This window comes from Tardiphaga sp. 709 (assembly GCF_032401055.1).
Taxonomy (GTDB): domain Bacteria; phylum Pseudomonadota; class Alphaproteobacteria; order Rhizobiales; family Xanthobacteraceae; genus Tardiphaga.
In genome coordinates, this window is sequence record NZ_CP135529.1 from 1065461 (window position 1) to 1088574 (window position 23114).

31 protein-coding genes and 2 pseudogenes are annotated in these 23114 nt (G+C 60.8%); 2 read left to right on the forward strand and 31 right to left on the reverse strand.

Going from position 1 to position 23114, the window contains the following annotated elements; translation table 11 throughout:
* Window positions 1–2: 2 nt before the first annotated feature.
* The 4 genes and pseudogenes from RSO67_RS05530 to RSO67_RS05545 form a co-directional block, all read right to left on the reverse strand.
* On the reverse strand, window positions 3–1472 hold the full coding sequence (locus RSO67_RS05530) for an RluA family pseudouridine synthase (RefSeq protein WP_315842700.1): 1470 nt from the start codon (window positions 1470–1472) through the stop codon (window positions 3–5).
* Window positions 1469–2801 (reverse strand): annotated as a pseudogene (locus RSO67_RS05535) (replication-associated recombination protein A). Before RSO67_RS05535 ends, RSO67_RS05530 begins: the two are co-directional and overlap by 4 nt.
* The gene (locus RSO67_RS05540; protein WP_315842701.1) at window positions 2798–4210 is read right to left on the reverse strand and encodes a DegQ family serine endoprotease; all 1413 of its coding nucleotides are present in this window, start codon (window positions 4208–4210) and stop codon (window positions 2798–2800) included. The pseudogene RSO67_RS05535 and the gene RSO67_RS05540 overlap by 4 nt, the downstream one beginning before the upstream one ends.
* A gap of 65 nt (window positions 4211–4275) precedes the next feature.
* Window positions 4276–4680 carry a helix-turn-helix domain-containing protein gene (locus RSO67_RS05545; RefSeq protein WP_315842702.1) on the reverse strand — a complete coding sequence of 135 codons (405 nt, stop codon included), beginning with the start codon at window positions 4678–4680 and terminating at the stop codon, window positions 4276–4278.
* A 121-nt stretch (window positions 4681–4801) separates the two neighbouring features.
* On the opposite strand from RSO67_RS05545, the gene RSO67_RS05550 reads away from it, so the two are divergent.
* Window positions 4802–5815: a zinc-binding alcohol dehydrogenase family protein gene (locus tag RSO67_RS05550; protein ID WP_315842703.1), complete on the forward strand. Its 1014-nt coding sequence runs from the start codon at window positions 4802–4804 to the stop codon at window positions 5813–5815.
* Between the two features lie 364 nt (window positions 5816–6179).
* A complete protein-coding gene (locus tag RSO67_RS05555) occupies window positions 6180–7625 on the forward strand; it encodes a porin (RefSeq protein ID WP_315842704.1) in 1446 nt (481 codons plus the stop codon).
* A gap of 100 nt (window positions 7626–7725) precedes the next feature.
* Here RSO67_RS05555 and RSO67_RS05560 read toward each other — a convergent pair whose 3' ends face one another.
* The 27 genes and pseudogenes from RSO67_RS05560 to rplC all read right to left on the reverse strand — a co-directional run bounded on the left by RSO67_RS05560 (window position 7726) and on the right by rplC (window position 23088).
* Window positions 7726–8520: an SDR family NAD(P)-dependent oxidoreductase gene (locus tag RSO67_RS05560; RefSeq protein WP_120291950.1), complete on the reverse strand. Its 795-nt coding sequence runs from the start codon at window positions 8518–8520 to the stop codon at window positions 7726–7728.
* 135 nt (window positions 8521–8655) lie between these two features.
* Window positions 8656–9069, reverse strand: a complete 414-nt coding sequence (gene rplQ / locus RSO67_RS05565; protein ID WP_068731449.1) for a 50S ribosomal protein L17 — start codon at window positions 9067–9069, stop codon at window positions 8656–8658.
* A gap of 124 nt (window positions 9070–9193) precedes the next feature.
* Entirely contained in the window at window positions 9194–10225 is a 1032-nt protein-coding gene (locus RSO67_RS05570; RefSeq protein WP_089268181.1) for a DNA-directed RNA polymerase subunit alpha, read from the reverse strand.
* Between the two features lie 99 nt (window positions 10226–10324).
* Entirely contained in the window at window positions 10325–10714 is a 390-nt protein-coding gene (gene rpsK, locus RSO67_RS05575) for a 30S ribosomal protein S11 (protein WP_068731453.1), read from the reverse strand.
* A gap of 108 nt (window positions 10715–10822) precedes the next feature.
* A complete protein-coding gene (rpsM, locus tag RSO67_RS05580) occupies window positions 10823–11191 on the reverse strand; it encodes a 30S ribosomal protein S13 (RefSeq protein WP_068731455.1) in 369 nt (122 codons plus the stop codon).
* A 179-nt stretch (window positions 11192–11370) separates the two neighbouring features.
* Window positions 11371–12300, reverse strand: a complete 930-nt coding sequence (locus RSO67_RS05585; RefSeq protein ID WP_315842705.1) for an adenylate kinase — start codon at window positions 12298–12300, stop codon at window positions 11371–11373.
* The gene (gene secY / locus RSO67_RS05590) at window positions 12297–13628 is read right to left on the reverse strand and encodes a preprotein translocase subunit SecY (RefSeq protein ID WP_089268179.1); all 1332 of its coding nucleotides are present in this window, start codon (window positions 13626–13628) and stop codon (window positions 12297–12299) included. The genes RSO67_RS05585 and secY overlap by 4 nt, the downstream gene beginning before the upstream one ends.
* A gap of 150 nt (window positions 13629–13778) precedes the next feature.
* Window positions 13779–14264 (reverse strand): 50S ribosomal protein L15, encoded by a 486-nt coding sequence (gene rplO / locus RSO67_RS05595; protein ID WP_068731461.1) that lies wholly within the window; start codon window positions 14262–14264, stop codon window positions 13779–13781.
* Between the two features lie 115 nt (window positions 14265–14379).
* Complete coding sequence (gene rpmD / locus RSO67_RS05600) at window positions 14380–14574, reverse strand: 50S ribosomal protein L30 (protein WP_068731463.1); 195 nt, start codon at window positions 14572–14574, stop codon at window positions 14380–14382.
* 80 nt (window positions 14575–14654) lie between these two features.
* Window positions 14655–15228, reverse strand: a pseudogene (rpsE, locus tag RSO67_RS05605) (30S ribosomal protein S5).
* A gap of 87 nt (window positions 15229–15315) precedes the next feature.
* Complete coding sequence (gene rplR, locus RSO67_RS05610) at window positions 15316–15678, reverse strand: 50S ribosomal protein L18 (protein WP_068731467.1); 363 nt, start codon at window positions 15676–15678, stop codon at window positions 15316–15318.
* 11 nt (window positions 15679–15689) lie between these two features.
* On the reverse strand, window positions 15690–16223 hold the full coding sequence (gene rplF, locus RSO67_RS05615) for a 50S ribosomal protein L6 (RefSeq protein WP_089268177.1): 534 nt from the start codon (window positions 16221–16223) through the stop codon (window positions 15690–15692).
* Window positions 16224–16236: 13 nt separating this feature from the next.
* Window positions 16237–16635: a 30S ribosomal protein S8 gene (rpsH, locus tag RSO67_RS05620; protein ID WP_089268176.1), complete on the reverse strand. Its 399-nt coding sequence runs from the start codon at window positions 16633–16635 to the stop codon at window positions 16237–16239.
* A gap of 12 nt (window positions 16636–16647) precedes the next feature.
* A complete protein-coding gene (rpsN, locus tag RSO67_RS05625) occupies window positions 16648–16953 on the reverse strand; it encodes a 30S ribosomal protein S14 (protein WP_089268175.1) in 306 nt (101 codons plus the stop codon).
* Between the two features lie 43 nt (window positions 16954–16996).
* Window positions 16997–17557, reverse strand: a complete 561-nt coding sequence (gene rplE / locus RSO67_RS05630; protein ID WP_089268174.1) for a 50S ribosomal protein L5 — start codon at window positions 17555–17557, stop codon at window positions 16997–16999.
* The gene (rplX, locus tag RSO67_RS05635) at window positions 17550–17864 is read right to left on the reverse strand and encodes a 50S ribosomal protein L24 (RefSeq protein WP_315842706.1); all 315 of its coding nucleotides are present in this window, start codon (window positions 17862–17864) and stop codon (window positions 17550–17552) included. Before rplX ends, rplE begins: the two co-directional genes overlap by 8 nt.
* Window positions 17864–18232, reverse strand: coding sequence for a 50S ribosomal protein L14 (gene rplN / locus RSO67_RS05640; RefSeq protein WP_068731479.1), 369 nt, complete (start codon window positions 18230–18232; stop codon window positions 17864–17866). Before rplN ends, rplX begins: the two co-directional genes overlap by 1 nt.
* A 41-nt stretch (window positions 18233–18273) precedes the next feature.
* Window positions 18274–18522: a 30S ribosomal protein S17 gene (gene rpsQ / locus RSO67_RS05645; RefSeq protein ID WP_089268173.1), complete on the reverse strand. Its 249-nt coding sequence runs from the start codon at window positions 18520–18522 to the stop codon at window positions 18274–18276.
* Window positions 18523–18532: 10 nt separating this feature from the next.
* Window positions 18533–18742, reverse strand: a complete 210-nt coding sequence (rpmC, locus tag RSO67_RS05650; RefSeq protein ID WP_089268172.1) for a 50S ribosomal protein L29 — start codon at window positions 18740–18742, stop codon at window positions 18533–18535.
* 4 nt (window positions 18743–18746) lie between these two features.
* Entirely contained in the window at window positions 18747–19160 is a 414-nt protein-coding gene (gene rplP / locus RSO67_RS05655; RefSeq protein ID WP_089268171.1) for a 50S ribosomal protein L16, read from the reverse strand.
* Between the two features lie 32 nt (window positions 19161–19192).
* Entirely contained in the window at window positions 19193–19891 is a 699-nt protein-coding gene (gene rpsC, locus RSO67_RS05660; RefSeq protein WP_068731624.1) for a 30S ribosomal protein S3, read from the reverse strand.
* A 19-nt stretch (window positions 19892–19910) separates the two neighbouring features.
* Entirely contained in the window at window positions 19911–20297 is a 387-nt protein-coding gene (rplV, locus tag RSO67_RS05665) for a 50S ribosomal protein L22 (protein WP_068731486.1), read from the reverse strand.
* A 10-nt stretch (window positions 20298–20307) separates the two neighbouring features.
* Entirely contained in the window at window positions 20308–20586 is a 279-nt protein-coding gene (rpsS, locus tag RSO67_RS05670) for a 30S ribosomal protein S19 (RefSeq protein ID WP_089268170.1), read from the reverse strand.
* A 12-nt stretch (window positions 20587–20598) separates the two neighbouring features.
* Entirely contained in the window at window positions 20599–21432 is an 834-nt protein-coding gene (rplB, locus tag RSO67_RS05675) for a 50S ribosomal protein L2 (RefSeq protein ID WP_068731490.1), read from the reverse strand.
* Between the two features lie 12 nt (window positions 21433–21444).
* Window positions 21445–21744, reverse strand: coding sequence for a 50S ribosomal protein L23 (locus RSO67_RS05680; protein ID WP_068731492.1), 300 nt, complete (start codon window positions 21742–21744; stop codon window positions 21445–21447).
* Window positions 21741–22361 carry a 50S ribosomal protein L4 gene (gene rplD, locus RSO67_RS05685; protein WP_120291944.1) on the reverse strand — a complete coding sequence of 207 codons (621 nt, stop codon included), beginning with the start codon at window positions 22359–22361 and terminating at the stop codon, window positions 21741–21743. Before rplD ends, RSO67_RS05680 begins: the two co-directional genes overlap by 4 nt.
* Window position 22362: 1 nt before the next feature.
* On the reverse strand, window positions 22363–23088 hold the full coding sequence (gene rplC, locus RSO67_RS05690; RefSeq protein WP_315842707.1) for a 50S ribosomal protein L3: 726 nt from the start codon (window positions 23086–23088) through the stop codon (window positions 22363–22365).
* Between the last annotated feature and the right edge of the window lie 26 nt (window positions 23089–23114).

Genomic DNA, 23114 nt, shown 5'->3' on the forward strand with positions numbered 1-23114 from the left:
CCCTACTCTTCCGGTGCGTTCTCGATCGGATCGAACCGGTCGTGTTCGAGACCGAGCAAATTCCACGACTGCAGCATATGCGGCGGCAGCGGTGCCGTCGCGTCGATCACACCGCCACGTGGATGCGGGATCACGATGCGGCGCGCCAGCAGATGCAGGCGCTTCTGGATGCCGCCCGGCAATTGCCAATTCTCGATGTTGAAATATTTCGGATCGCCGACGATCGCGTGACCGATATGCGCCATATGCGCACGCAACTGATGCGTACGTCCCGTCACCGGCTTAAGCGATACCCAGGCGAGCTTCTGCGCCGAGGTTTCCACCACTGCATAATACGTCACCGCGTGGCTCGCGCCCTCATCGCCATGCTTGGCAACGCGCATGATGGTGTCTTCTTCGTTCTCTTCCTTGGCGAGGTAGGTCGAGATGCGGCCCTGCTTCGGCTTCGGCACGCCGGCAACCAGCGCCCAGTAGATTTTTCGCGCGGAACGTTCGCGGAACGCACCGGTGAGCTTGGTCGCCGCAAAACGCGTCTTGGCGATCAGCAGGCAGCCCGACGTTTCCCGGTCGAGACGGTGCACCAGGCGCGGTTTCTGTCCCTTGGCGTCGCGCATCACCTCCAGCATCATGTCGACGTGACGCGTCATGCCCGAGCCGCCCTGCACGGCAAGGCCGGCGGGCTTGTTCAGCACCATGACGTCGTCGTCCTCGTAGATCGTCATCTCCTTGAGCGCCTGCAGAGTTTTGTTGGCAGCCTCGGAGAGTTCACCGACGACCTTCGGAGCATCGAGCTTCAACGGCGGAATGCGGACGGTCTGTCCCTCTTCCAGTCGATCCTTGCTGTCGGCGCGCTTGCCGTTCACGCGCAGCTCGCCTTTGCGGACGATGCGCTGGATATGGGAGAACGACAGGCCGGGGAAATGCGCTTCGAGAAACCGATCAACGCGCATGCCGTTCTCGTCAGGCGTGACGATGACGTTCTGCACGGCGGTGGGCAGCGGCGCTGGCGCGACTTCCGGCTTTGCTGGTTCTTCATCGAGATAGGCCACAGGCGGCCGCGGCTCGCGGAGCGGCGCATTGCCGTAACGCGGCGCGGACTTCCCACCCGGACGCGAACCGGAAGGACGCGCGCTTGGTGGACGCTTGCTGCCCGGTCGCTCGGACCGCTGGGGCGCATCGAAGCGCTCGGCTCGTTCGGCACGCTGAGGGCGTTCGGATCGCTCGGCACGTTCCGGCCGCTCCGCCCACTCCGAGCGTTCCGGCCGCTCACCGGCCCGGGCGCGCGGCGGACGCGCACTCATCGGGCGGTCGCTGCTCACGCGGCCGGCCTTGCCGAATGACGGCCGCTCGCCGTTCGACGGGGCGGCCTTGGAGGCAGCGCGCTTCGGTGCTGCGCCCTTGCCACGCGGCGCCTTGCTGCGCTCACCACCGGGGCCACGCTTGGCGAGAGGCTTCTTGTCGCGACGGCTCATGATTGTCTCTCGTTCCTCAGTCTGGTCCAGTAATCCAGCCGCTTGCGAATCTCGCGTTCGAACCCGCGCTCCGGCGGATCATAGAAGGTCTGCCGCCCCAAGGCTTCCGGGAAATAGTCTTGGCCGGAGAAAGCTTCGGGTGTGTCGTGGTCGTATTGGTACCCGTCGCCATAGCCTTCGGACTTCATCAGCTTGGTCGGCGAGTTCAGGATGTGTTTCGGCGGCAGCAGCAGAGCCGCCCTCTTTCGCGGTCCGCATCGCGGCCTTGTAGGCCATATAGGCGGCATTCGATTTCGGCGCGGTGGCGATGTAGATCACGGCCTGTGCGATGGCGAGTTCACCTTCGGGATGGCCGAGAAAATCATAGGCGTCCTTGGCGGCGTTGCAGATCACCAGCGCCTGCGGATCGGCAAGACCGATATCCTCGACGGCCATGCGCACCACGCGGCGCGCGAGGAACAGCGGATCCTCCCCGGCATCCAGCATTCGGCACAGGTAATACAGCGCGGCGTCGGGATCGCTGCCGCGCACCGACTTATGCAGTGCCGAGATCAGATTGTAGTGACCATCGGCCGACTTGTCGTAGATCGGCGCGCGGCGCTGCAGGATGTCCTGCAATTGCGCGGCGTTGAACACTTCATTGGTTCGCGCAGCGCGCCAGACTTCTTCGACCAGCGTCAGCGCAGCGCGACCATCGCCATCGGCCATCCGCACCAGCACGGCGCGCGCCTCGGCATCGAGCGGCAACGGCCGGCCCTCGATCTTCTCCGCGTTTGCGAACAGCTTCTCGATCGCCGCCGCATCGAGCGACTGGAACACCAGCACGCGCGAACGCGACAACAGAGCGGCGTTGAGTTCGAAGGACGGATTCTCGGTGGTAGCGCCGACCAGCACCACGGTGCCGTCTTCCATGACAGGCAGGAATGAGTCCTGCTGCGCCTTGTTGAAGCGATGCACCTCATCGACGAACAGCAGCGTGCCCTTGCCCATCTCGCGGCGGGCGCGCGCAGCTTCGAACACTTTCTTCAGATCGGCGACGCCGGAGAACACCGCCGATATCTGCTCGAACTGCAATTCGGTGGCATCGGCCAACAAACGCGCGACCGTGGTCTTGCCGGTGCCGGGCGGTCCCCAGAACACCAGTGAGCCCAATGTGCGCGTCTCCAGCATGCGCGTCAGCGCACCATCAGGCCCAAGGATGTGATCCTGCCCGACCACATCGGACAGCACACGCGGCCGCAGCCGCTCCGGCAGCGGACGCGGCGCGTCCTGCTCCAGCCCGGCTGCGGCAAACAGGTTTGCAGAAGGCGTGGGTTGTTTCGGGCTCATCCGCCGAGTGTAACGTTGATCTGCTGGCCGCCGCGCACCACGACGATGCGCCACAGCCGCGCGCCGTCGCGCGTCACCTTGTCGAGATCGCTGGTCTTGCCGATCTTGGTGCCGTTGACCGCGATGATGAGATCGCCCTTTTGGAAGCCGACGCCAGCCGCAGTGGCCGAGTCGGTCAACTCTGTAATGACGACACCTTCGGTGCTGGAATCCAGCCGCAACTCGTCGGCAACAGCCGGCGAGATATTGGCAACCTTGGCGCCCTGGAATGGCGAACGCGCCGTCAGCGTGATCTCATCGCGACCGGTGTCGGGCGCAGCCTCGAGCGCAACGGTCAACTTCACAGGCTTGCCACTACGTTGTGCATCGAGCTGCGCGGTGCCGCCGAGCGGCCGCGTCGCGAAGCGATACTCGAACGCATTCGGATCCTCGATGGCCTGGCCATCGATGGCGGTTACGAGATCCGAGACCTTGAGGCCTGCTTTCGCCGCCGGGCTGTTCGCGGTGACATTGACGACCAGCGCGCCGGACGGCGTCTTGAGGCCGAGCGTTTCGGCAATTTCAGGCGTGATGTTCTGCAGCCGCGCGCCGAGCCACGGACGCTTCACGGCCTTGCCGCCGCTCTTGGCAGAGGCAACGACGACGCGGACCATGTTGGCCGGGATCGCAAAGCCAATGCCCTGCGAACCGCCGGAGCGCGAGAAGATCGCGGTGTTCACACCAACCAGCTTGCCGGTCATGTCGACCAGCGCGCCGCCGGAATTGCCGGGATTGATCGCAGCATCGGTCTGGATGAAGAACTGATAGTCGGTGATACCGACCTGCGTACGCGCCAGTGCCGAGATGATGCCGTGTGTCACGGTCTGACCGACGCCGAACGGATTGCCGATAGCAAGCACGACATCGCCGACCAGCAAGTCGTCCGAGTTGGAGAAATCCAGCGTCGGAAACTTCTCTTTGGTATCCTTGATGCGCAGCACGGCCAAATCCGTGCGGCTATCCTTCAGTACGATTTCAGCTTCAAATTCGCGCTTGTCCGCCAGCGAGATCTTGACCTGATCGGCCCCTTCGATGACGTGGTTGTTGGTAACGACGAGGCCCGATGCGTCGACCATCACACCCGAACCGAGCGAGCGCTGCATCTGCTCCGGCTGCATGCCCTGGCCGCCGAAGAAGCGGCGGAACACCGGATCGTCCAGCAACGGATTGCGATTCTGCACCGTCTTGGCCGCATAGACATTCACCACGGCCGGCTGCACCCGCTGCACGATCGGCGCGTAGGACAGTTTCATTTCCGTGGGCGAAGTCGGGACCCGGCGATCTTGTGCAACAGCCGGCGCGAGTGCGGACGACAGGACTATGGCGCACAGAGCGGTAACGGTCGCAGCGTTGCGGAAAAATGGGATCATCATGGCCTCTTTGAGGAAATCGCGGCGAATATAGGCTGCTGAGCGGGGCAATAGAAGGGCAGGAACTAGCTTGCGTCCGCCGGCACATCCTTCTCCACCGGCGCTTTTTTGCGCGGCTGGGGCGCTGCGGCCGCGACCGACTTCTGGCGCATCTTGTGCGCATCACCCCACGCCTTGAGGGCATCGATGACCGGGCGCAATCCGAGCCCGGTTTCCGAAAGTGCATATTCGACCCGCGGCGGGACCTCGGCATAGACCGTCCGAACGATCAGCCCATCCTCTTCGAGCGCGCGCAACTGCTTGGTCAGCATGCGCTGGGTGATCCGTGGCATCAGCTTGCGCAGCTCGCCGAAACGCAGCCGCCCCTGCTGCAGATGATACAGGATCACGCCCTTCCATTTGCCGTCGATCAGATCGAGCGTCACCTCGACCGGACAGCCCGGCCCATTGCCGAAATCACGCCGTTTCATCGCAAATATCCAATAGTATCCATTCGGTGACTATATCCCTGAAATGACAGTACTTGCAATTATTGTCGCCTCGGGACACCTCTTTTGGGACATTCCCGCCAGGAGCTATGGAGCGCACCCAATGAAGGCAGTCGGCTACACCAAATCCCTCCCGATCGACGCAGTTGACGCGCTGGTCGATTTTGAGGCTCCAAAGCCAGAACCGACCGGTCGCGACATCCGCGTATCGGTGAAGGCGATCTCGGCCAACCCCGTCGATTTCAAGGTGCGCAAGCGCGCGGCGCCGCCAGCCGGCGAAACCAAGATCCTCGGTTATGACGCCGCCGGCGTCGTCGATGCCGTCGGCCCCGATGTGACGATGTTCAAGCCGGGCGATGAGGTGTTCTATGCCGGCTCGATCCAGCGTCAGGGCACCAATGCCGAGTTCCATTTGGTCGATGAGCGCATTGTCGGCCGCAAGCCCACCTCGCTCTCCTTCGCACAGTCTGCGGCGTTGCCGCTCACCGCGATCACGGCCTGGGAACTGCTGTTCGATCGGCTCGGCGTCGCCCCCGGCAAGAGCCTCGATCCGCGTACGCTGCTGATCATGGGTGGTGCCGGCGGTGTCGGCTCGATCCTGATCCAGCTCGCACGCCGCCTCACCGGCCTAACAGTCGTTGCAACAGCCTCCCGGCCTGAAACGATCAAGTGGTGCCAGGATCTCGGCGCACATGCGGTGATCGACCACAGCAAGGCGCTGAAGGAGCAGATCGACGCATTGAAACTGCCGCCCGTCGCCCTCATCGCCAGCCTCACGGGGACGGAGCAGCACTACAAGGCACTTGCCGATCTGATCGCCCCGCAGGGCAAGCTCGGACTGATCGACGATCCCGTTGAATTCAACATGTCCGCGTTCAAGGGCAAGGCCGTCTCGGTGCACTGGGAATCGATGTTCACGCGATCGTCATTCCAGACGCCCGACATGATCGCGCAGCATTACCTCCTCAACGACGTCGCGGATCTCATCGACAAGGGCGTGCTGCGCACGACGCTCGACAAGACCTTCGGCACCATCAACGCCGCGAATCTGAAGCGCGCGCATGCGTTGCTCGAGTCCGGAAAATCGCACGGCAAGATCGTGCTCGAGGGCTGGTGATCACGGAACTGCTACCGCGAAATTCCCGCTTGGAGACACCTACGACAACAGAGCGCACCCCTGGATGCGCTCTTCTCATATAATAGCTAATATAGATAGCTAATTATCTAAATCGCTTGTGATCGAAAAACGACACCGCAGTGTCGTTCACTACAATGCGATGCGGGTTTTACAGAACTGTCGCAAAGCTTGCCTAGTTTGCCCGCGAGCTCAACGGTAGCTCGCTTGTAAAATGAGAACGCCCCCTGGCGGGAGCCTCCGGACGTTCTCTTTCACAAGATCACAAACACAGATCCATACGCGTCCATCACCTGCGGAGCAATTCGCGGGGCGTGTCGGATTTTGTCTTCTACAGGGGTACTCCATGTCTTTCACGACACACAAAATCCTGGGCACGCTCGGCGTGATCGGCGCGCTGGCCGCAGGCCCGGCGCATGCGCAGTCATCGAATGATGAGATCGCCGCACTGAAAGCGCAGCTCCGCGCGCTGGAAAAGAAGCTCGATAACGTTCAGAAGCAGGCCAACACCACCCAGAAGCAGACGGAATCGGTCAAGCAGAACTTCGCGAATGCCAACGCGGCCATGCACAAGAAGGCTGTGCCATTCATCAACGCGAACCTGACGATGCCCGGCAACCGTCCGACCTTCTGCACCGACGACGGTCTGAACTGCATCGCCATCACCGGCCGTCTGCACCTCGACACTGCCGCCTATTCGTTCTCGCCGAAGTCAGCCGGAACCAGCCCGCAGAGCGTAAATGACGGCATCAACGCCCGTCGTGCCCGCCTCGGCCTGATCGGCACCTTCAACAAGGATTGGGAGTACGGTGTGATCGTCGATGCCGGCGGCACCACGGATGGCGACGTCACCCTCAACAATGCTTATGTCGCTTATAAGGGCGTCAAGGGCCTGTTGATCCAGGGCGGTTACATCGACGTCCCCTACACGCTGGACGAAGCGACCAGCTCGAACAACATCATGTTCATGGAACGCGCAGCTTCGCAGGTTCTCGCGACGAACCTCGCGGCAGGCGACAACCGCGCTGCGTTCGGTGGTCAGGTATTCGGCGATCACTACTGGGTCGGCGCTTATGTGACTGGTCCGACCACGGGGCTCAACGTCAATCACAGCCAGCCGCAGCCGCTCGGCGCCACCTTCCGCGCCGTCGGCCTGCCGATGAACAACGAAGTCGGCACCGTCCTCGTTGGCTTCGACGCGCTGTATCTCGCCCAGACCGGTGGTGTGACCAACAACACGCTCGGCATGTCCGATCGCATCGAAGTTCGCGTCGATCCGGCGACTAACGCATTGCTTAACACCGGCACCATGAACTTCGTGAACAATGCCCGTGTGCTGAGCGGTGAAGCCGCGGTCAAGTTCGGCAGCTTCATGGCGTCGGGCGAATACTTCGACTACAACATCCAGCGCAGCAACGGTCTGTCCGACCTGAGCTTCAATGGCGGTTACGGCCAGGCCAGCTACGTCATCACCGGCGAACAGCACAAGTACAATACATCGGCCGGTGCCTTCGGCGGCATCAACCCGGCCCGTCCGGTCAACTTCGCGACCGGCGATCTCGGCGCATGGGAACTCGCGGTGCGCTACAGCTACGCCAGCCTGAATGACGGTGTCATTCGCGGCGGTGAACTGAAGAACACCACGGTCGGCGTAAACTGGTATGTGAACCAGAACATGCGCTTCATGTTCAACTGGATCCACGGCACTGTCGACAAGTTCGCCGTCAACAGCAACGTGAACACCGGTGCTGACTACGACGTGTTCGCGATGCGCACCCAGGTAGCCTTCTAAGCGCCAAACGGGTCTGTCGCTCGGAGTTGAATGCCCACGGTCCCACAACGAACAAAGGCGGCGCTTCGGCGCCGCCTTTGTATCTTTGCAGAGCGTACGCTTATGCGATGGTCTGGACGATCCCGCCCTCCGCACGCAGCGCTGCACCGTTGGTCACTGATGCCTCCTTCGACGAGACATAGACGACCATGTTCGCGATCTCCTCGACGGTGGCGAAGCGCTGGATCAGCGACGTCGAACGGTGCTGCTTGACGAAATTGGAAGCAGCCTCTTCGACCGATTGCCCGTTCTGTTTGGCGAGATCCTTGACGAAGGTCTCGACGCCTTCCGACATGGTCGGTCCGGGCAGCACGGAATTGACCGTCACCGCGGTGCCCTTGGTCAGTTCGGCGAGGCCACGCGAAATCGCGAGCTGTGCTGTCTTCGTCATGCCGTAGTGGATCATCTCGCCGGGAATGTTCAGTCCGGACTCCGACGAGATGAAAACGATACGGCCCCAGTTGCGCTTCAGCATGCCCTGCATGTAGGCGCGCGACAGACGAATGCCCGACATGACGTTGACCTCAAAGAAGCGCGTCCAGTCCTCATCGGGAATGTCGAAGAAGCCCTTGGGCTCGAAGATGCCGGCATTGTTGATGAGGATATCGACCTCGGGAAGAGCCGACGCGAGCGCGTTGCAGCCCTCCGCTGTCGACACGTCCGCAGCGACGCCTTTCACCTTGGCCCCGGGCACGGCCTTGGTGATCGCAGCGATTGCCGCGTCCACCTTGCCCTGACTGCGGCCGTTCACAACAACCTGAGCGCCGGTGGCGGCCAGGCCCTTGGCAATGGCGTGACCAATGCCCGAGGTCGAGCCCGTCACCAGTGCCGTCTTGCCCGTCAGATCGATTTTCATATGCGTGCTCCGTTTGAATGACAGAGCTGATATCGGAACGCGGATTGAAAGATGCAACTGCATCCAAAAGACGAAAGCACAACAAAAAAGCGGCGCTCAAGGCGCCGCTTTTCCGAAATTCTGATGTGAACCGGCTTATGCCGCTTCGGCCGAGCCCTGCACCGGACCCGAATCCTTGCCCTTGGCGTCTTCGTCGCGATCGACGAATTCGATCAGCGCCATCGGGGCGTTGTCGCCGTAGCGGAAGCCGGCCTTAATGATGCGGGTGTAACCGCCCTGACGATCAGCGTAGCGCTTGGCCAGCACGTCGAACAGCTTGCGAACCTGATCCTGGTCCTTCATCTCGCTGATGGCTTGGCGACGCATGTGGAGGCCGCCCTTCTTACCGAGGGTGACGAGCTTCTCCACGATGGGGCGGAGCTCCTTGGCCTTCGGAAGCGTGGTGATGATCTGCTCGTGCTTGATCAGCGACGCGCACATGTTGGCGAACATCGCCTTGCGATGTTCTGCGGTGCGGTTGAGCTTGCGATGAACCTTGCCGTGACGCATTGGAATATTCCTTATATTTCAGTTTGCCGCGACGGTTCGTCGGACATCATGTTGCAGGTGGGCTGCCTGCGTTCGCCCATAACGCCATGGCCGGGTTAGACCCCGGCCACACCGCTCGTGATGCTCAGTAGTGATCTTCGAAGCGCTTGGCCAACTCGTCGATATTCTCCGGCGGCCAACCGGGCACTTCCATGCCGAGGTGCAGACCCATCTGGGCGAGCACTTCCTTGATTTCGTTCAGCGACTTGCGGCCGAAGTTCGGAGTGCGGAGCATTTCTGCTTCCGACTTCTGAACGAGGTCGCCGATGTAAACGATGTTGTCGTTCTTCAGGCAGTTTGCCGAACGCACCGAGAGCTCGAGCTCGTCGACCTTCTTGAGGAAAGCCGGGTTGAAAGCGAGATCCGGGATGACTTCCTGAGCAACTTCCTTGCGGGGCTCTTCGAAGTTCACGAACACGTTGAGCTGGTCCTGCAGGATGCGCGCGGCATAAGCGACCGCGTCATCCGGCGTCAGCGCGCCGTTGGTCTCGATGGTCATCGTCAGCTTGTCGTAATCGAGGATCTGGCCCTCACGAGTGTTCTCGACCTTGTACGACACCTTGCGAACCGGCGAGTAGAGGCTGTCGATCGGGATCAGGCCGATCGGCGCGTCTTCCGGACGGTTATGCTCGGCAGCGACGTAGCCCTTGCCGCCGGCAACGGTGAATTCCATGCGGATCTCCGCGCCCTCGTCGAGGGTGCAGATCTGCAGGTCGGGATTGAGAACGGTCACGTCGCCGACAGTCTGAATGTCGCCGGCGGTCACGACGCCCGGACCCTGCTTCTTCACGACCATGCGCTTCGGGCCTTCGCCCAGCATCTTGATCGAGATGTCCTTCACGTTCAGCACGATGTCGGTGACGTCTTCACGCACGCCGGCGATCGAGGAGAATTCATGCAGCACGCCGTCGATGTGCACCGACTGCACGGCAGCGCCCTGCAGCGAGGACAACAGGATGCGGCGGAGTGCGTTACCGAGGGTCTGACCGAAACCGCGCTCGAGCGGTTCGGCAACCAGGGTCGCAAAACGGGTTGGATCGCTGCCAGGGGTTACCTGCAGCTTGTTCGGCCGGATAAGTTCTTGCCAATTTTTCTGGATCGTCACTGTGTCACCCATGCCATCAAACTCACTGGCGTTGGAGATCGCGGATCAGTCCGCGTAAGTCGCATCGCAAAAGCGATCGCGGGCAGCCGAGCCACCCGCGATCAAAAAGTATTAAACGCGCCGACGCTTGCGCGGGCGGCAACCGTTGTGCGGGATCGAGGTCACGTCGCGGATCGAGGTGACCGTGAAGCCCGCGGCCTGCAGCGCGCGGAGAGCCGATTCACGACCCGAACCCGGACCGCCGACTTCGACTTCGAGTGTGCGCATGCCATGTTCCTGCGCCTTCTTCGACACGTCTTCAGCAGCAACCTGCGCTGCATACGGGGTCGACTTGCGCGAACCCTTGAAGCCCATCGTGCCAGCCGACGACCAGGCAATCGTGTTGCCCTGCGCGTCGGTGATGGTGATGGTCGTGTTATTGAACGACGAATTCACGTGCGCGATGCCCGATGCAATGTTCTTGCGCTCGCGGCGACGAATACGTCCGGCTTCCTTTGCCATCTCTAACCTTTCTGAGGATCTCAACGCCGCCGTAATGCCAGCGGCTACACCAAAAAATAATTGCAGAAGCGGATGATTATCCGCTTCCGCAAACTCGTATTCGAAAGCTTACTTCTTCTTGCCGGCGATCGACTTGGCCGGCCCCTTGCGGGTGCGCGCATTGGTATGCGTGCGCTGGCCACGAACCGGCAGACCGCGACGATGACGCAGGCCGCGATAGCAGCCGAGGTCCATCAGACGCTTGATGTTCATGCCCGTCTCGCGACGAAGATCGCCCTCGACCAGATAGTCGCGGTCGATGACTTCGCGGATCTGCAGAACTTCCGCGTCGCTGAGCTGATTGACGCGGCGCTCCGGAGTGATCTTCACCTTCTCGATGATATCGGCGGCGTTCTTCTGGCCAATGCCATGAATGTACTGCAGCGCGATCAGCACGCGCTTGTTGGTCGGGATGTTTACACCGGCGATACGGGCCACAACTTCTCTCCTGTCACCAGTCCATCACGAACCGGCATTATCATCATTTGTCGGGCGGGTATTCACAAACGCGAACACGACGCCCGTCCCCTGGATTTCAGTGGGGCCCGGCATCGTTGGAATCTTCCGACTGGATGAGGGCCTTATTAAAGTATTCAACTTCGCTTCGTCAACCTGCTCTAGCGTTTGGCGCGCTTTTTGCCGGCTTTCTTGGCCACTTTACCGGCCTTCTTGGCTGGCTTTTTGGCGGACTTGCTGGTTTTCGCCTTTGAAGACGATTTTACAGCCTTTTTGATCGCTTTTACCGCCTTTTTGACCGTTTTCTTGACAGTCTTTTTCACGGCCTTCTTGGCCGTCTTTGCCTTCTTGGCGACCTTTACCGGCGCCTTCTTGGCCTTCTTGACTGCCTTCGCAGCTTTTTTGGCCGATTTGGCCGCTTTCTTGGCCGGAGCAGATCCACGCTTGGCGGCAGCGGCCTTCTTGGCGGGCTTGCGGGCCGGCTTCTTCGCCGACTCATCGGCGGCGAGAATCGCTGCCAGCACGCGGTTGATCTCAGCCGTCACCTCTTCGATGGTCATCATGCCATCGATGGTCACCAGCTTCCGCTTTTCCGAATAGTAGTGGACCAGCGGCTCGGTCGAGGTGCGGTAGCTCGCCAGGCGCTTCGACAGCACTTCCGGCGTATCGTCGATGCGTACGGTCTCGCCGCGCTCCATCATCTGGGCGACACGGGCTTCGACACGCTGCAACAGCGCGCTCTCGTTGACGCGGAGCTCAACGGCAGCATCGAGATGAAGCCCCTTGGACTTCAGCAATGCATCCAGTGCTTCGGCCTGCGGCACGGTACGCGGGAAGCCGTCCAGGATGAAGCCGTTGGCGGCATCCGGCAGCTCGATGCGATCCGAGATGATCCCGATCACAATATCATCGGGCACCAGGCCGCCAGCGGCCATGATGTCCTTGGCCTTGAGGCCAACTTCGGTCTCGGCGGCCACGGCAGCACGCAGCATGTCACCAGTGGACAGCTGAACGATGTTGTGACGCTCGACAAGACGATGTGCCTGAGTTCCCTTGCCCGCCCCCGGCGGCCCGAGAAGAATCAACCTCATTTGCGCCGGCCCCTCAGCTTCGACTTGCGGATCAAACCTTCATACTGGTGCGCCAGCAGATAGCCCTGCACCTGCGCCACAGTATCCATGGTGACACTGACCACGATCAGCAGCGACGTGCCGCCGAAGTAGAAAGGCACCGAGGCGTAGGAAATCAGGATCTCGGGGATCAAGCAGACCACGGCGAGATAGGCAGCGCCGAGTACAGTAATGCGCGAGAGCACATAGTCGATGTATTCCGCGGTCCGCTCACCCGGGCGAATGCCCGGGATGAAGCCGCCATGCTTCTTCAAATTGTCGGCAGTCTCGGTCGGGTTGAACACGATCGCCGTATAGAAGAACGCGAAGAACACGATCAGCGACACATACATGATCAGGAACAGCGGACGACCATGGCTGAGCTGCGTGGTCAGCCACTGGAACCACTCCGGCCCCTTCCCTGCGTTGAAGCTTGCGATAGTCGCCGGCAGCAATAGCAGCGATGACGCGAAGATCGGCGGGATCACGCCCGAGGTGTTGAGCTTCAGCGGCAGATGCGAGGACTGGCCCTCGAACATCTTGTTGCCGACCTGACGCTTCGGATACTGGATCAGCAGGCGGCGCTGGGCGCGCTCCATGAACACGATGAAGGCGATCACGACCACGGCCATCACGATGACGACCAGGATCAGACCAGTCGACAGTGCGCCCTGACGACCCAGTTCGAGCATATTGGCGATCGCCGACGGAAGCTCGGCCACGATGCCGGCCAGAATGATCAGCGAGATGCCATTACCAATGCCGCGCGAGGTGATCTGCTCACCCAGCCACATCAGGAACATCGTGCCGCCGGTCAGCGTCACCGAGGTCGAGATCAGGAAGAACATGCCGGGTTCGCTGACGACATTGCCTGCGCCCTGCAGACCCGCCGCAATGGCATAGGACTGGAACGCGGCGAGGATGACAGTCAGGTAACGGGTATACTGGTTCAGCGTCTTGCGGCCCGCCTCGCCCTCTTTCTTGAGAGCTTCGAGCTGGGGCGACACGGTGGTCAGCAGCTGAATGATAATCGATGCCGAAATATACGGCATGATGTTCAGCGCAAAAATCGCCATGCGGTTGATGCCGCCACCTGCGAACATGTTGAACATGCCGAGGATGCCGCCGGCCTGCTGCTTGAACACCTGTTCCCACGCGGCCGGATCGATGCCGGGCAGCGGAATATAGGTGCCGAGCCGATAAACAAGCAGCGCACCCAGTGTGAACCAGATGCGCTTCTTCAGTTCATCGGCCTTGCCGAGGGCCGAAAAGTTGAGGTTTGCTGCTAATTGCTCTGCTGCAGAGACCATGTTTGGCTTTCTCCCGCGCCCCTTTCGCCATCATGCCCCGAAAGAGCGGGGCATGCAGCGGAGGCCGGACATTATTTGGTGCTCGGCATTGATAAAATCTACTGCCACATCACGCAAGGCCGCCCACAGACGCAGGCGATGCCGCAGATGTTACGCAGCTTCGCCGTCGGCCTTCTTCGGCGCGATGATCTTCACCGAACCGCCGGCCTTCTCGATGGCTTCGATCGCCGTCTTGGTGGCACCGTGCACTTCGATGTTGATCTTGGCCTTGATCTCGCCACGGCCGAGAACTCGCACACCAGCCTTCGAGCGGCGCAGAACGCCAGCCTTCACCAGCGATTCAGCGTTGATCACGGCCTTGATGTCGATGGTCTTCGCATCGATCGCGTCCTGGAGGCGGTCCAGGTTGATCTCGGCGTAATCGAGACGGAAGATATTGTTGAAGCCGCGCTTCGGCAGACGACGATGCAACGGCATCTGGCCGCCCTCGAAGCCCTTGATACGGACGCCCGAACGTGCGGTCTGTCCCTTGCCGCCGCGGCCCGCGGTCTTGCCCTTGCCGGAGCCGATGCCACGGCCGACGCGCATACGCTTCTTACGGGAGCCGGCGTTATCGGCGATATCGCTGAGCTTCATCGTTCTTTTCCCTGTTTCGCCCTGTCTTCCCGAGGCTTACCGGCAGATCCGGACCTCGAAGGTCAACAGTGTCATCCCTGCGGCAACCTGGCGGCCGCAGTGAGACGACGTGAACTTACTTATCCTCGACCACGCGGACGAGGTGCTGCACTTTGGTGATCATGCCGCGAACTTCAGGAGTGTCCTGCAATTCGCTGACGCGACCGATCTTGTTGAGCTTGAGGCCGATCAGCGTAGAACGCTGCGAGTGGTGCCGGCGAATTGCGCTGGCGACCTGCTCGACCTTGATCATCTTTGCGGCCTTGGCCATCGTGATAACTCCAAAAAGTCTTTTTAGAGGGCATGATCCTTATCAGAAAAGTGGAGATCCACTTTTCCGAATCATGCCTGTTATTCGGCAACCAGCTCGGCGTCACCGCCAACGCGGCGCGACTGCAGGGTGGACACCTTGATGTTGCGGCGAGCAGCTACCGAACGCGGCGAGATCCTGATGCTTCAGCGCGTCGAAAGTGGCGCGAACCATGTTGTAGGGATTCGATGAACCGATCGACTTGGCGACCACGTCCTGGATACCCAACGTTTCGAACACAGCGCGCATCGGACCGCCGGCGATGATGCCGGTACCAGCCGGAGCAGCACGCAGATACACGCGACCCGCGCCATGACGGCCAGCGATGTCGTGATGCAGCGTGCGACCTTCGCGCAGAGCGACGCGCGTCAGGTTGCGCTTGGCCGACTCGGTTGCCTTGCGGATTGCTTCCGGAACTTCACGGGCTTTACCGTGACCGAACCCGACCCTGCCCTTCTGATCGCCGATGACGACCAGAGCTGCAAAGCCGAAGCGCTTACCGCCCTTGACGACCTTCGCCACACGATTGATGTGGACGAGCTTGTCGACGAACTCACTATCACGCTCTTCCCGGGGGCCCCGGTCGCGTCCGCCGCGTTCGCGTTCACCTGCCATGGTGTTTTCCAATCCTTGCGAAGCTTTCGCTTCTAACCCTGTGTCCGTTCAAATCTGCAACTTGCAAATCAACGAAAGTGAAATCGCTTAGAAGCTGAGCCCGCCTTCGCGAGCCGCATCTGCCAGCGCCTTGACGCGGCCGTGGTACAGATACTGACCACGGTCGAACACCACTTCCTTGACGCCATTCTTGACCGCGCGCTCTGCCAGCAGCTTGCCGACAGCCTGCGCCGCATCGACGTCCGCACCGGTCTTGCCGGTTTCGCGCATCGCCTTCTCCAGCGACGACGCGGAAGCGAGCGTCTCGCCCTTCAGGTCGTCGATGACCTGCGCGTAGATGTGCTTCGACGAGCGGAAGATCGACAGGCGCGGACGGCCATTGGCAGTCCGGCGGAGCGAGAGCCGCACGCGTTGCTTGCGCCGGGCATTCGTAATCTTGAGTTTCGACATGACCGGCTCCGTTACTTCTTCTTGCCTTCCTTGCGGAAGATAAACTCGTCGGAATAACGTACGCCCTTGCCCTTATAAGGCTCTGGCGGACGATAGCTGCGGATCTCCGCGGCTACCTGACCGACGCGCTGCGAGTCGTTGCCGGCGACGTTGATCTCGGTCGGCTTCGGCACCGTGATGGTGATACCTTCCGGGATCGCGTAGACGACATCGTGGCTGTAACCGAGCGCCAGCTGCAGGTTTTTGCCCTGCAGGGCCGCACGATAACCGACGCCGGTGATCTCGAGCTTCTTCTCGAAACCCTTGGTAACGCCTTCGAGCAGATTCGCGATCTGCGCGCGAGCGGTACCGTACAGTGCACGGGCGCGATTGGTTTCGACGCGAGGAGCAACCTTGATTGCGCCCTCTTCCATCTTCACCACCACGTCGTCGTGCACGACGAACTGAAGAGCGCCCTTGGGGCCCTTCATCTTGACGGTCTGGCCTTCGACGGACGCGGTAACTCCCGCGGTCACCGCCACTGGCTTCTTGCCAACTCGTGACATGACTGATCCTTCCTCAGAACACCGTGAAGAGAACTTCACCGCCCACGTTCGCGTCGCGCGCGTCGTGGTCGGCCATAATTCCCTTGGGCGTCGACAAAACGGAGATACCGAGGCCGTTCTTCACGCGCGGCAGGTTCTTCACCGAGACGTACACACGACGTCCTGGCTTCGAAACACGCTCGATTTCGCGGATGACCGGTTCGCCATCGAAATACTTGAGTTCGATCTCGAGTTCCGAACGGCCCGACGAATGCTCGACGCTGGCGAAGCCACGGATGTAGCCTTCGTTCTTCAGCACTTCGAGCACGTTGGCGCGCATCTTGGAGCCCGGGGTCGAAACCTTGGACTTGGTACGCATCTGCGCATTGCGGATACGGGTGATGAGATCGCTGATTGGATCGTGGGTCGACATGTTCCGCCCCCCTTACCAGCTGGACTTCACGAGCCCGGGAACCAGGCCCTTCGAGCCCAATTCACGCAGCGCGATACGGCTGAGCTTGTTGATACGATAGACCGAATGCGGACGACCGGTGATTTCGCAACGGTTCATGATCCGAACGGGCGATGAATTGCGCGGAAGCTCGGCGAGCTTCAGCGTTGCGGCGAACCGCTCTTCCATCGGCTTCGTCTTGTCGGCGATGATGGCCTTGAGACGCGCGCGCTTCGGCGCAGCGTTCGCGGACATCTTCTTCCGACGGTTGTTCTTCTCGATCGAACTCTTCTTTGCCATGCTTGGCTCCTGGGTTACCGCGTTTGAGAAGCTTTTCAGCTACTCACTGCCGGAACGGGAAATTGAAAGCGGTCAACAAAGCGCGGGCCTCGTCGTCGGTGCGCGCAGTGGTGCACACCGTGATGTCCATGCCCAGCGGCGTATCCCCGGCCTTGTCGAAATCGATTTCCGGGAAAATGATGTGCTCTTTGAGACCGAGCGAGTAGTTGCCACGGCCGTCGAAGCTCTTGGCGTTCAGGCCACGGAAATCTCGCACGCGCGGCAGAGCGACGTTCACCAGACGATCGATGAACTCGTACATCTTCGTCTTGCGGAGAGTCACCTTGGCGCCGATCGGCTGGTTTTCACGCAGCTTGAAGGTCGCGATAGCAACGCGCGAATAGGTCACGATGGCCTTCTGACCGGCGATCAGCGACAGGTCGCCGGCAGCGGTTTCGGCCTTCTTGCGGTCGTTCACAGCTTCGCCAACGCCCATGTTCAGGACGATCTTGTCGAGGCGCGGAACCTGCATGACGTTTTCGTAGCCGAACTGTTCAGTCAGCTTGGCACGAATGGACTTGTCGTATTCGACGCGCAGGCGCGGAATGTAGACGGTCTCAGACATCGATCTCTGCTCCCGAACGCTTGGCGATGCGCACCTTGGTGCCATCAGCCTGGATCTTGAAACCAACGCGAGTCGGCTTGCCGTCCTTGCCGACGATCGCGATGTTGGACAGTTGGATCGGCGCCTCTTTCGAGATGATGCCGCCTTCCTGTGCCTGGCTCTGCTTCTGGTGACGCTTGACCAGGTTGACGCCGCGAACCAGCGCCTTGCCCTCGGTCGGGCGTACTTCGAACACTTCGCCGGTACGGCCCTTGTCGCGACCGTTCAGCACGATGACCTTGTCACCCTTGCGAATTTTGGCAGCCATTACAGCACCTCCGGCGCAAGCGAGATGATCTTCATGTGGTTCTTGGCGCGCAGCTCACGCGGCACGGGCCCGAAGATACGGGTACCGATCGGCTCGGACTGATTGTTGATCAGTACGGCAGCGTTGCGATCGAAGCGGATGACAGAGCCATCCGGGCGGCGAATGTCCTTGCGGACGCGCACGACGACCGCCTTCATGACGTCGCCCTTCTTCACCTTCCCGCGTGGGATGGCTTCCTTGATCGATACGACAATTACGTCGCCAACGGATGCATAACGGCGCTTGGATCCACCAATCACCTTAATGCACATGACACGGCGTGCGCCTGAATTATCGGCCACGTCGAGGTTGGTCTGCATCTGAATCATTGATGCACCTCGTCCTCTGTTTATGCGCTAATGCGCGATTTTTAGGCAGTCTTCTTCTGTTCGCCCCGGACAACCGTCCAGTGCTTCAGCTTCGACATCGGCTTGCTCTCTTCGATCCACACCATGTCGCCCGGCTTGAACTCGTTGTTCTCGTCGTGGGCATGGTAGTTTTTCGAACGGCGAATGGTCTTCTTGTAGATCGGGTGCGTAAAGCGACGGTCAACGCGAACAACAACCGTCTTGGCTTGCTTGTCGCTGACGACCACGCCCTGCAGAGTACGTTTCGGCATGTTCGGCCCCTTACTTCGACTTACCGTCGCGCTTCTGCGCGGCGATGGTCTTGATTCGTGCAATATCACGACGCGCCTCACGAAGGCGAGAGGTGTTTTCCAGCTGCCCGGTGGCGCGCTGAAAGCGCAGGTTGAAACGCTCCTTTTTCAGATTGAGGACGGCGTCGTCCATCTGATCGGGGCTCATTGCGCGGATATCGCTGGTTTTCATTTCGGCCATGGCTCTACTCCGCAATGCGCGTAACGAAACGCGTCTTGATCGGCAGCTTGGCGGCAGCGAGGGTCATCGCTTCCTTGGCAATCTGCGTGGTGACACCGTCGATCTCGAAGATCACTCGGCCTGGCTTGACGCGCGCAACCCACAGTTCCGGGGTACCCTTGCCGGAGCCCATTCGGACTTCAGCGGGCTTCTTCGAAACCGGAAGATCCGGGAACACCCGGATCCAGACGCGGCCGGCACGCTTCATGTGACGGGTCAGCGCACGACGGGCAGCTTCGATCTGACGCGCGGTCAGACGTTCCGGCGCCATTGCCTTCAGGCCGAACTGACCGAAAGCCAGCGTGGCGCCCGAAGTCGCAACGCCGTGGATCCGGCCCTTATGCGCCTTCCGGAACTTGGTCTTCTTTGGTTGCATCATGGCTTACGCCCTCAAACCTTCTAATTAAACGCTCAAGCAGCGTCGCGACGCGGCCGGGAATTGTCACCCTCGGCCATGCGCTTGTCCTGAGCCATCGGATCGTGCTCGAGGATTTCGCCCTTGAAGATCCAGACCTTGACGCCGCAGGTGCCGAACGTCGTGAACGCGGTGGCTACGCCGTAATCGATATCCGCACGCAGCGTGTGCAGCGGCACGCGACCTTCGCGATACCATTCCATACGCGCGATTTCCGCACCGCCCAGACGACCTGAGCAGTTGATACGAATGCCTTCGGCGCCGAGACGCATCGCCGACTGCACTGCCCGCTTCATCGCACGGCGGAACGCAACGCGGCGCTCGAGCTGCTGCGCGATCGACTCGGCGACCAGCGTCGCGTCGAGCTCCGGCTTGCGGATTTCGACGATGTTGATCACCACGTCCGAAGAGGTGATGTCGGCAACCTTCTTGCGAAGCTTGTCGATGTCAGCGCCCTTCTTGCCGATGACAACACCCGGACGAGCCGACTGAATGGTCACGCGGCACTTCTTGTGCGGGCGCTCGATGATGATCTTGGCGACCGCAGCCTGCTTGAGCTCCTTGTGCAGGATCTCGCGGATCTTGACGTCTTCGTGCAACAACTTGCCGTATTCGTTCTTGCCGGCATACCAACGTGAATCCCACGTACGGTTGATGCCAAGACGCAGACCGATTGGATTGATCTTCTGACCCATCTTATTCTCCTGCGCCTGCTTACGCTGCTGCTTCTGCTTCGACCTGACGAACGACAATCGTCAGCTGCGCAAACGGTTTAAAGATACGGCCCGAACGGCCACGGCCGCGCGGACTGAAACGCTTCATCACGATGCCCTTGCCGACATGCGCCTCGGAGACGATCAGTGCGTCAACGTCGAGGTCATGGTTGTTCTCGGCATTGGCGATCGCCGATTCCAGGCACTTCTTCACGTCGACTGCGATCCGCTTGCGCGAGAACTGCAGGTCGGCGAGCGCAGCCGAGGCCTTGCGGCCGCGGATCATCTGCGCAACCAGGTTCAGCTTCTGCGGGCTCACGCGCAACATGCGGGCGATCGCCTTGGCCTCGTTATCCGGGAGGCTCCGTTCGCGCTTTGGCTTGCTCATGACTTAGTCCTCAGCCCTTCTTGGCTTTCTTGTCGCCGGCGTGGCCATGGAAGGTACGGGTCGGCGAGAACTCGCCGAACTTGTGACCAACCATTTCCTCGTTCACAGCGACAGGTACATGCTTCTGGCCGTTGTAAACGCCGAAGGTGAGACCCACGAACTGCGGCAAGATCGTCGAGCGACGGCTCCAGATCTTGATCACATCATGACGACCAGACGAACGAGCGGCATCTGCCTTCTTGAGCAGCGAACCCTCGACGAACGGGCCTTTCCAGACTGAACGAACCATGTCCGGCGATCCTTACTTCTTCCGCTTGTGGCGGCTGATGAGAATGAACTTGTTGGTCGACTTGTTCGACCGGGTCTTCTTGCCCTTGGTCGGCTTGCCCCAGGGCGTAACCGGGTGACGACCACCCGAGGTACGACCTTCACCACCACCGTGCGGATGGTCGATCGGGTTCATGACGACGCCGCGGTTATGCGGACGCCAGCCGAGCCAGCGGGTACGACCGGCCTTGCCGATCGAGATGTTCATGTGATCCGGGTTCGACACAGCGCCGATGGTGGCGGTGCAACGACCGTGAACCAGGCGCTGTTCGCCCGAGTTCAGACGGATGATCACGTAATCATGGTCACGACCGACGAGCTGGGCATAGGTGCCGGCGGAACGAGCGATCTGGCCGCCCTTCCCGATCTTCATCTCGACGTTGTGGATGATCGTGCCGATCGGCATGTTGCCGAGCGGCATGACATTGCCCGGCTTCACGTCGACATAGCTGCCGGCGATGACGGTATCGCCAACGGCCAGACGCTGCGGCGCCAGGATATAAGCCTGCTCGCCATCGGTGTACTTGATCAGCGCGATGAACGCGGTGCGGTTCGGATCGTATTCCAGACGCTCGACCACGGCCGGAACGTCGACCTTGGAACGCTTGAAGTCGACGATACGATAGGACTTCTTGTGGCCACCGCCACGGAAGCGCACCGTGATGCGACCGGTGTTGTTACGACCGCCAGCCGAGTGCTTGCCTTCGGTCAGAGCCTTGACAGGCTTGCCCTTGTACAGCGCGGAACGATCCACCATGACCAGCTGACGCTGGCCGGGTGTCGTTGGGTTGAATGTCTTAAGTGCCATCGTTGATCGCCCTTACAGTCCGGTCGTAACGTCGATGCGGTGGCCCTCTTCGAGGGTCACGATCGCACGCTTGACGTTCGACTGTGAACCGAGGTTGCCACGGAAGATCTTCGTCTTGCCCTTGCGAACCAGCGTGTTCACGCTCTTTACCTTGACGTCGAACAGCTTTTCGACGGCTTCCTTGATCTGCGGCTTGGTGGCCTTGCCGTCGACCTTGAAAACAACCTTGTTGAATTCAGAAGCGACAGTGGCCTTTTCCGTCACCACAGGGGCGACGATCACGTCGTAATGGCGCGGGTCGATGTTCTTCATTTGAAGCGCGCCTCCAACGCATCAAGCGCCGCCTTGGTCAGAACCAGCTTCTGACGACGCAGAATGTCATAGACGTTGATGCCCTGGATCGGCAGCACGTCGATGTTCGGAATGTTACGGGCCGCCTGAGCGAAACCGACATGAACCTCGGCGCCGTCGATGATCAGCGCATTGGTCAGGCCGAGACCCGAGAAGTGACCGAGCAGAGCTTTGGTCTTGGCGGCTTCCAGGTTGGCGTTCTCGATCACGATCAAGCCGCCGTCCTTGGCCTTCGCCGACAGAGCATGCTTCAGCGCGAGCGCACGGACCTTCTTCGGCAGATCGAACGCATGGGAGCGAACGACCGGACCGAAGGCACGACCACCGCCGCGGAACTGCGGAACGCGAGCCGAACCGTGACGAGCACCGCCGGTGCCCTTCTGCTTGTACATCTTCTTGCCGGTGCGCCAGATTTCGGCGCGGCCCTTGGCCTTGTGGTTGCCCGACTGGCGCTTTGCGAGCTGCCAGTTCACGCAACGCTGGATGATGTCGGCGCGCGGGTCGAGACCGAAGATGGCATCCGACAACTCGATCGAGCCGGCGTCCTTGCCCTCAAGCGTGGTGACGTTCAGTTTCATCTCACGCTCCTTCCTGCTCGGCGGCAGGTGCTTCAACGGCCGCACCCTCTCCTGCCAGCTTGAACTTGCCGGGCTTCGGCGCGTCCTTCGGCAGAGCCTTCTTCACCGCATCGCGAACCGAAATCCAACCGCCCTTGGAGCCGGGAACGGCGCCTTCGACGAGGATCAGGCCGCGCTCGACATCAAGCTGCACGACGCGCAGGTTGAGCGTGGTGATACGATCGACACCCATGTGACCGGGCATCTTCTTGTTCTTGAAGGTCTTGCCGGGATCCTGACGACCACCGGTCGAACCGATCGAACGATGCGAAACCGACACACCGTGCGTGGCGCGAAGACCGCCGAAATTCCAGCGCTTCATACCACCGGCGAAGCCCTTACCGACCGAGGTGCCGGTGACATCGACGAACTGGCCAACCACGAAGTGGTCTGCCTGGATCTCGGCGCCGACCGGGATCAGCGCGTCTTCCGACACGCGGAATTCCGCGACCTTCCGCTTGGGTTCAACCTTGGCGACCGCGAACTGGCCGCGTTCAGCCTTTGGCAAATACACGGTCTTGCGCGAGCCCGATCCGAGCTGCAGCGCGACGTAACCGTTCTTCTCGCTGGTGAGGTGGCCAACCACCTGGCAGTTACCCAGCTTGAGCACGGTCACAGGGATATGTTCACCGGCGTCTGTGAAGACCCGGGTCATCCCGACCTTTTGTGCGATCACTCCGGAGCGCATCGGCGTGCTTCCTGTTCTTTCTGTCC

Excerpts from the sequence above, each read along its gene's own strand:
- RSO67_RS05530 (WP_315842700.1), bottom strand. The coding sequence starts at position 1,472 with ATGAGCCGTCGCGACAAGAAGCCTCTCGCCAAGCGTGGCCCCGGTGGT.
- RSO67_RS05540 (WP_315842701.1), bottom strand. The coding sequence starts at position 4,210 with ATGATCCCATTTTTCCGCAACGCTGCGACCGTTACCGCTCTGTGCGCC.
- RSO67_RS05545 (WP_315842702.1), bottom strand. The coding sequence starts at position 4,680 with ATGAAACGGCGTGATTTCGGCAATGGGCCGGGCTGTCCGGTCGAGGTG.
- RSO67_RS05550 (WP_315842703.1), top strand. The coding sequence starts at position 4,802 with ATGAAGGCAGTCGGCTACACCAAATCCCTCCCGATCGACGCAGTTGAC.
- RSO67_RS05555 (WP_315842704.1), top strand. The coding sequence starts at position 6,180 with ATGTCTTTCACGACACACAAAATCCTGGGCACGCTCGGCGTGATCGGC.
- RSO67_RS05560 (WP_120291950.1), bottom strand. The coding sequence starts at position 8,520 with ATGAAAATCGATCTGACGGGCAAGACGGCACTGGTGACGGGCTCGACC.
- rplQ (WP_068731449.1), bottom strand. The coding sequence starts at position 9,069 with ATGCGTCACGGCAAGGTTCATCGCAAGCTCAACCGCACCGCAGAACAT.
- RSO67_RS05570 (WP_089268181.1), bottom strand. The coding sequence starts at position 10,225 with ATGGGTGACACAGTGACGATCCAGAAAAATTGGCAAGAACTTATCCGG.
- rpsK (WP_068731453.1), bottom strand. The coding sequence starts at position 10,714 with ATGGCAAAGGAAGCCGGACGTATTCGTCGCCGCGAGCGCAAGAACATT.
- RSO67_RS05585 (WP_315842705.1), bottom strand. The coding sequence starts at position 12,300 with ATGAGGTTGATTCTTCTCGGGCCGCCGGGGGCGGGCAAGGGAACTCAG.
- secY (WP_089268179.1), bottom strand. The coding sequence starts at position 13,628 with ATGGTCTCTGCAGCAGAGCAATTAGCAGCAAACCTCAACTTTTCGGCC.
- rplO (WP_068731461.1), bottom strand. The coding sequence starts at position 14,264 with ATGAAGCTCAGCGATATCGCCGATAACGCCGGCTCCCGTAAGAAGCGT.
- rpmD (WP_068731463.1), bottom strand. The coding sequence starts at position 14,574 with ATGGCCAAGGCCGCAAAGATGATCAAGGTCGAGCAGGTCGCCAGCGCA.
- rplR (WP_068731467.1), bottom strand. The coding sequence starts at position 15,678 with ATGTCGAAACTCAAGATTACGAATGCCCGGCGCAAGCAACGCGTGCGG.
- rplF (WP_089268177.1), bottom strand. The coding sequence starts at position 16,223 with ATGTCACGAGTTGGCAAGAAGCCAGTGGCGGTGACCGCGGGAGTTACC.
- rpsH (WP_089268176.1), bottom strand. The coding sequence starts at position 16,635 with ATGTCGACCCACGATCCAATCAGCGATCTCATCACCCGTATCCGCAAT.
- rpsN (WP_089268175.1), bottom strand. The coding sequence starts at position 16,953 with ATGGCAAAGAAGAGTTCGATCGAGAAGAACAACCGTCGGAAGAAGATG.
- rplE (WP_089268174.1), bottom strand. The coding sequence starts at position 17,557 with ATGTCTGAGACCGTCTACATTCCGCGCCTGCGCGTCGAATACGACAAG.
- rplX (WP_315842706.1), bottom strand. The coding sequence starts at position 17,864 with ATGGCTGCCAAAATTCGCAAGGGTGACAAGGTCATCGTGCTGAACGGT.
- rplN (WP_068731479.1), bottom strand. The coding sequence starts at position 18,232 with ATGATTCAGATGCAGACCAACCTCGACGTGGCCGATAATTCAGGCGCA.
- rpsQ (WP_089268173.1), bottom strand. The coding sequence starts at position 18,522 with ATGCCGAAACGTACTCTGCAGGGCGTGGTCGTCAGCGACAAGCAAGCC.
- rpmC (WP_089268172.1), bottom strand. The coding sequence starts at position 18,742 with ATGGCCGAAATGAAAACCAGCGATATCCGCGCAATGAGCCCCGATCAG.
- rplP (WP_089268171.1), bottom strand. The coding sequence starts at position 19,160 with ATGATGCAACCAAAGAAGACCAAGTTCCGGAAGGCGCATAAGGGCCGG.
- rpsC (WP_068731624.1), bottom strand. The coding sequence starts at position 19,891 with ATGGGTCAGAAGATCAATCCAATCGGTCTGCGTCTTGGCATCAACCGT.
- rplV (WP_068731486.1), bottom strand. The coding sequence starts at position 20,297 with ATGAGCAAGCCAAAGCGCGAACGGAGCCTCCCGGATAACGAGGCCAAG.
- rpsS (WP_089268170.1), bottom strand. The coding sequence starts at position 20,586 with ATGGTTCGTTCAGTCTGGAAAGGCCCGTTCGTCGAGGGTTCGCTGCTC.
- rplB (WP_068731490.1), bottom strand. The coding sequence starts at position 21,432 with ATGGCACTTAAGACATTCAACCCAACGACACCCGGCCAGCGTCAGCTG.
- RSO67_RS05680 (WP_068731492.1), bottom strand. The coding sequence starts at position 21,744 with ATGAAGAACATCGACCCGCGCCATTACGACGTGATCGTCGCCCCTGTG.
- rplD (WP_120291944.1), bottom strand. The coding sequence starts at position 22,361 with ATGAAACTGAACGTCACCACGCTTGAGGGCAAGGACGCCGGCTCGATC.
- rplC (WP_315842707.1), bottom strand. The coding sequence starts at position 23,088 with ATGCGCTCCGGAGTGATCGCACAAAAGGTCGGGATGACCCGGGTCTTC.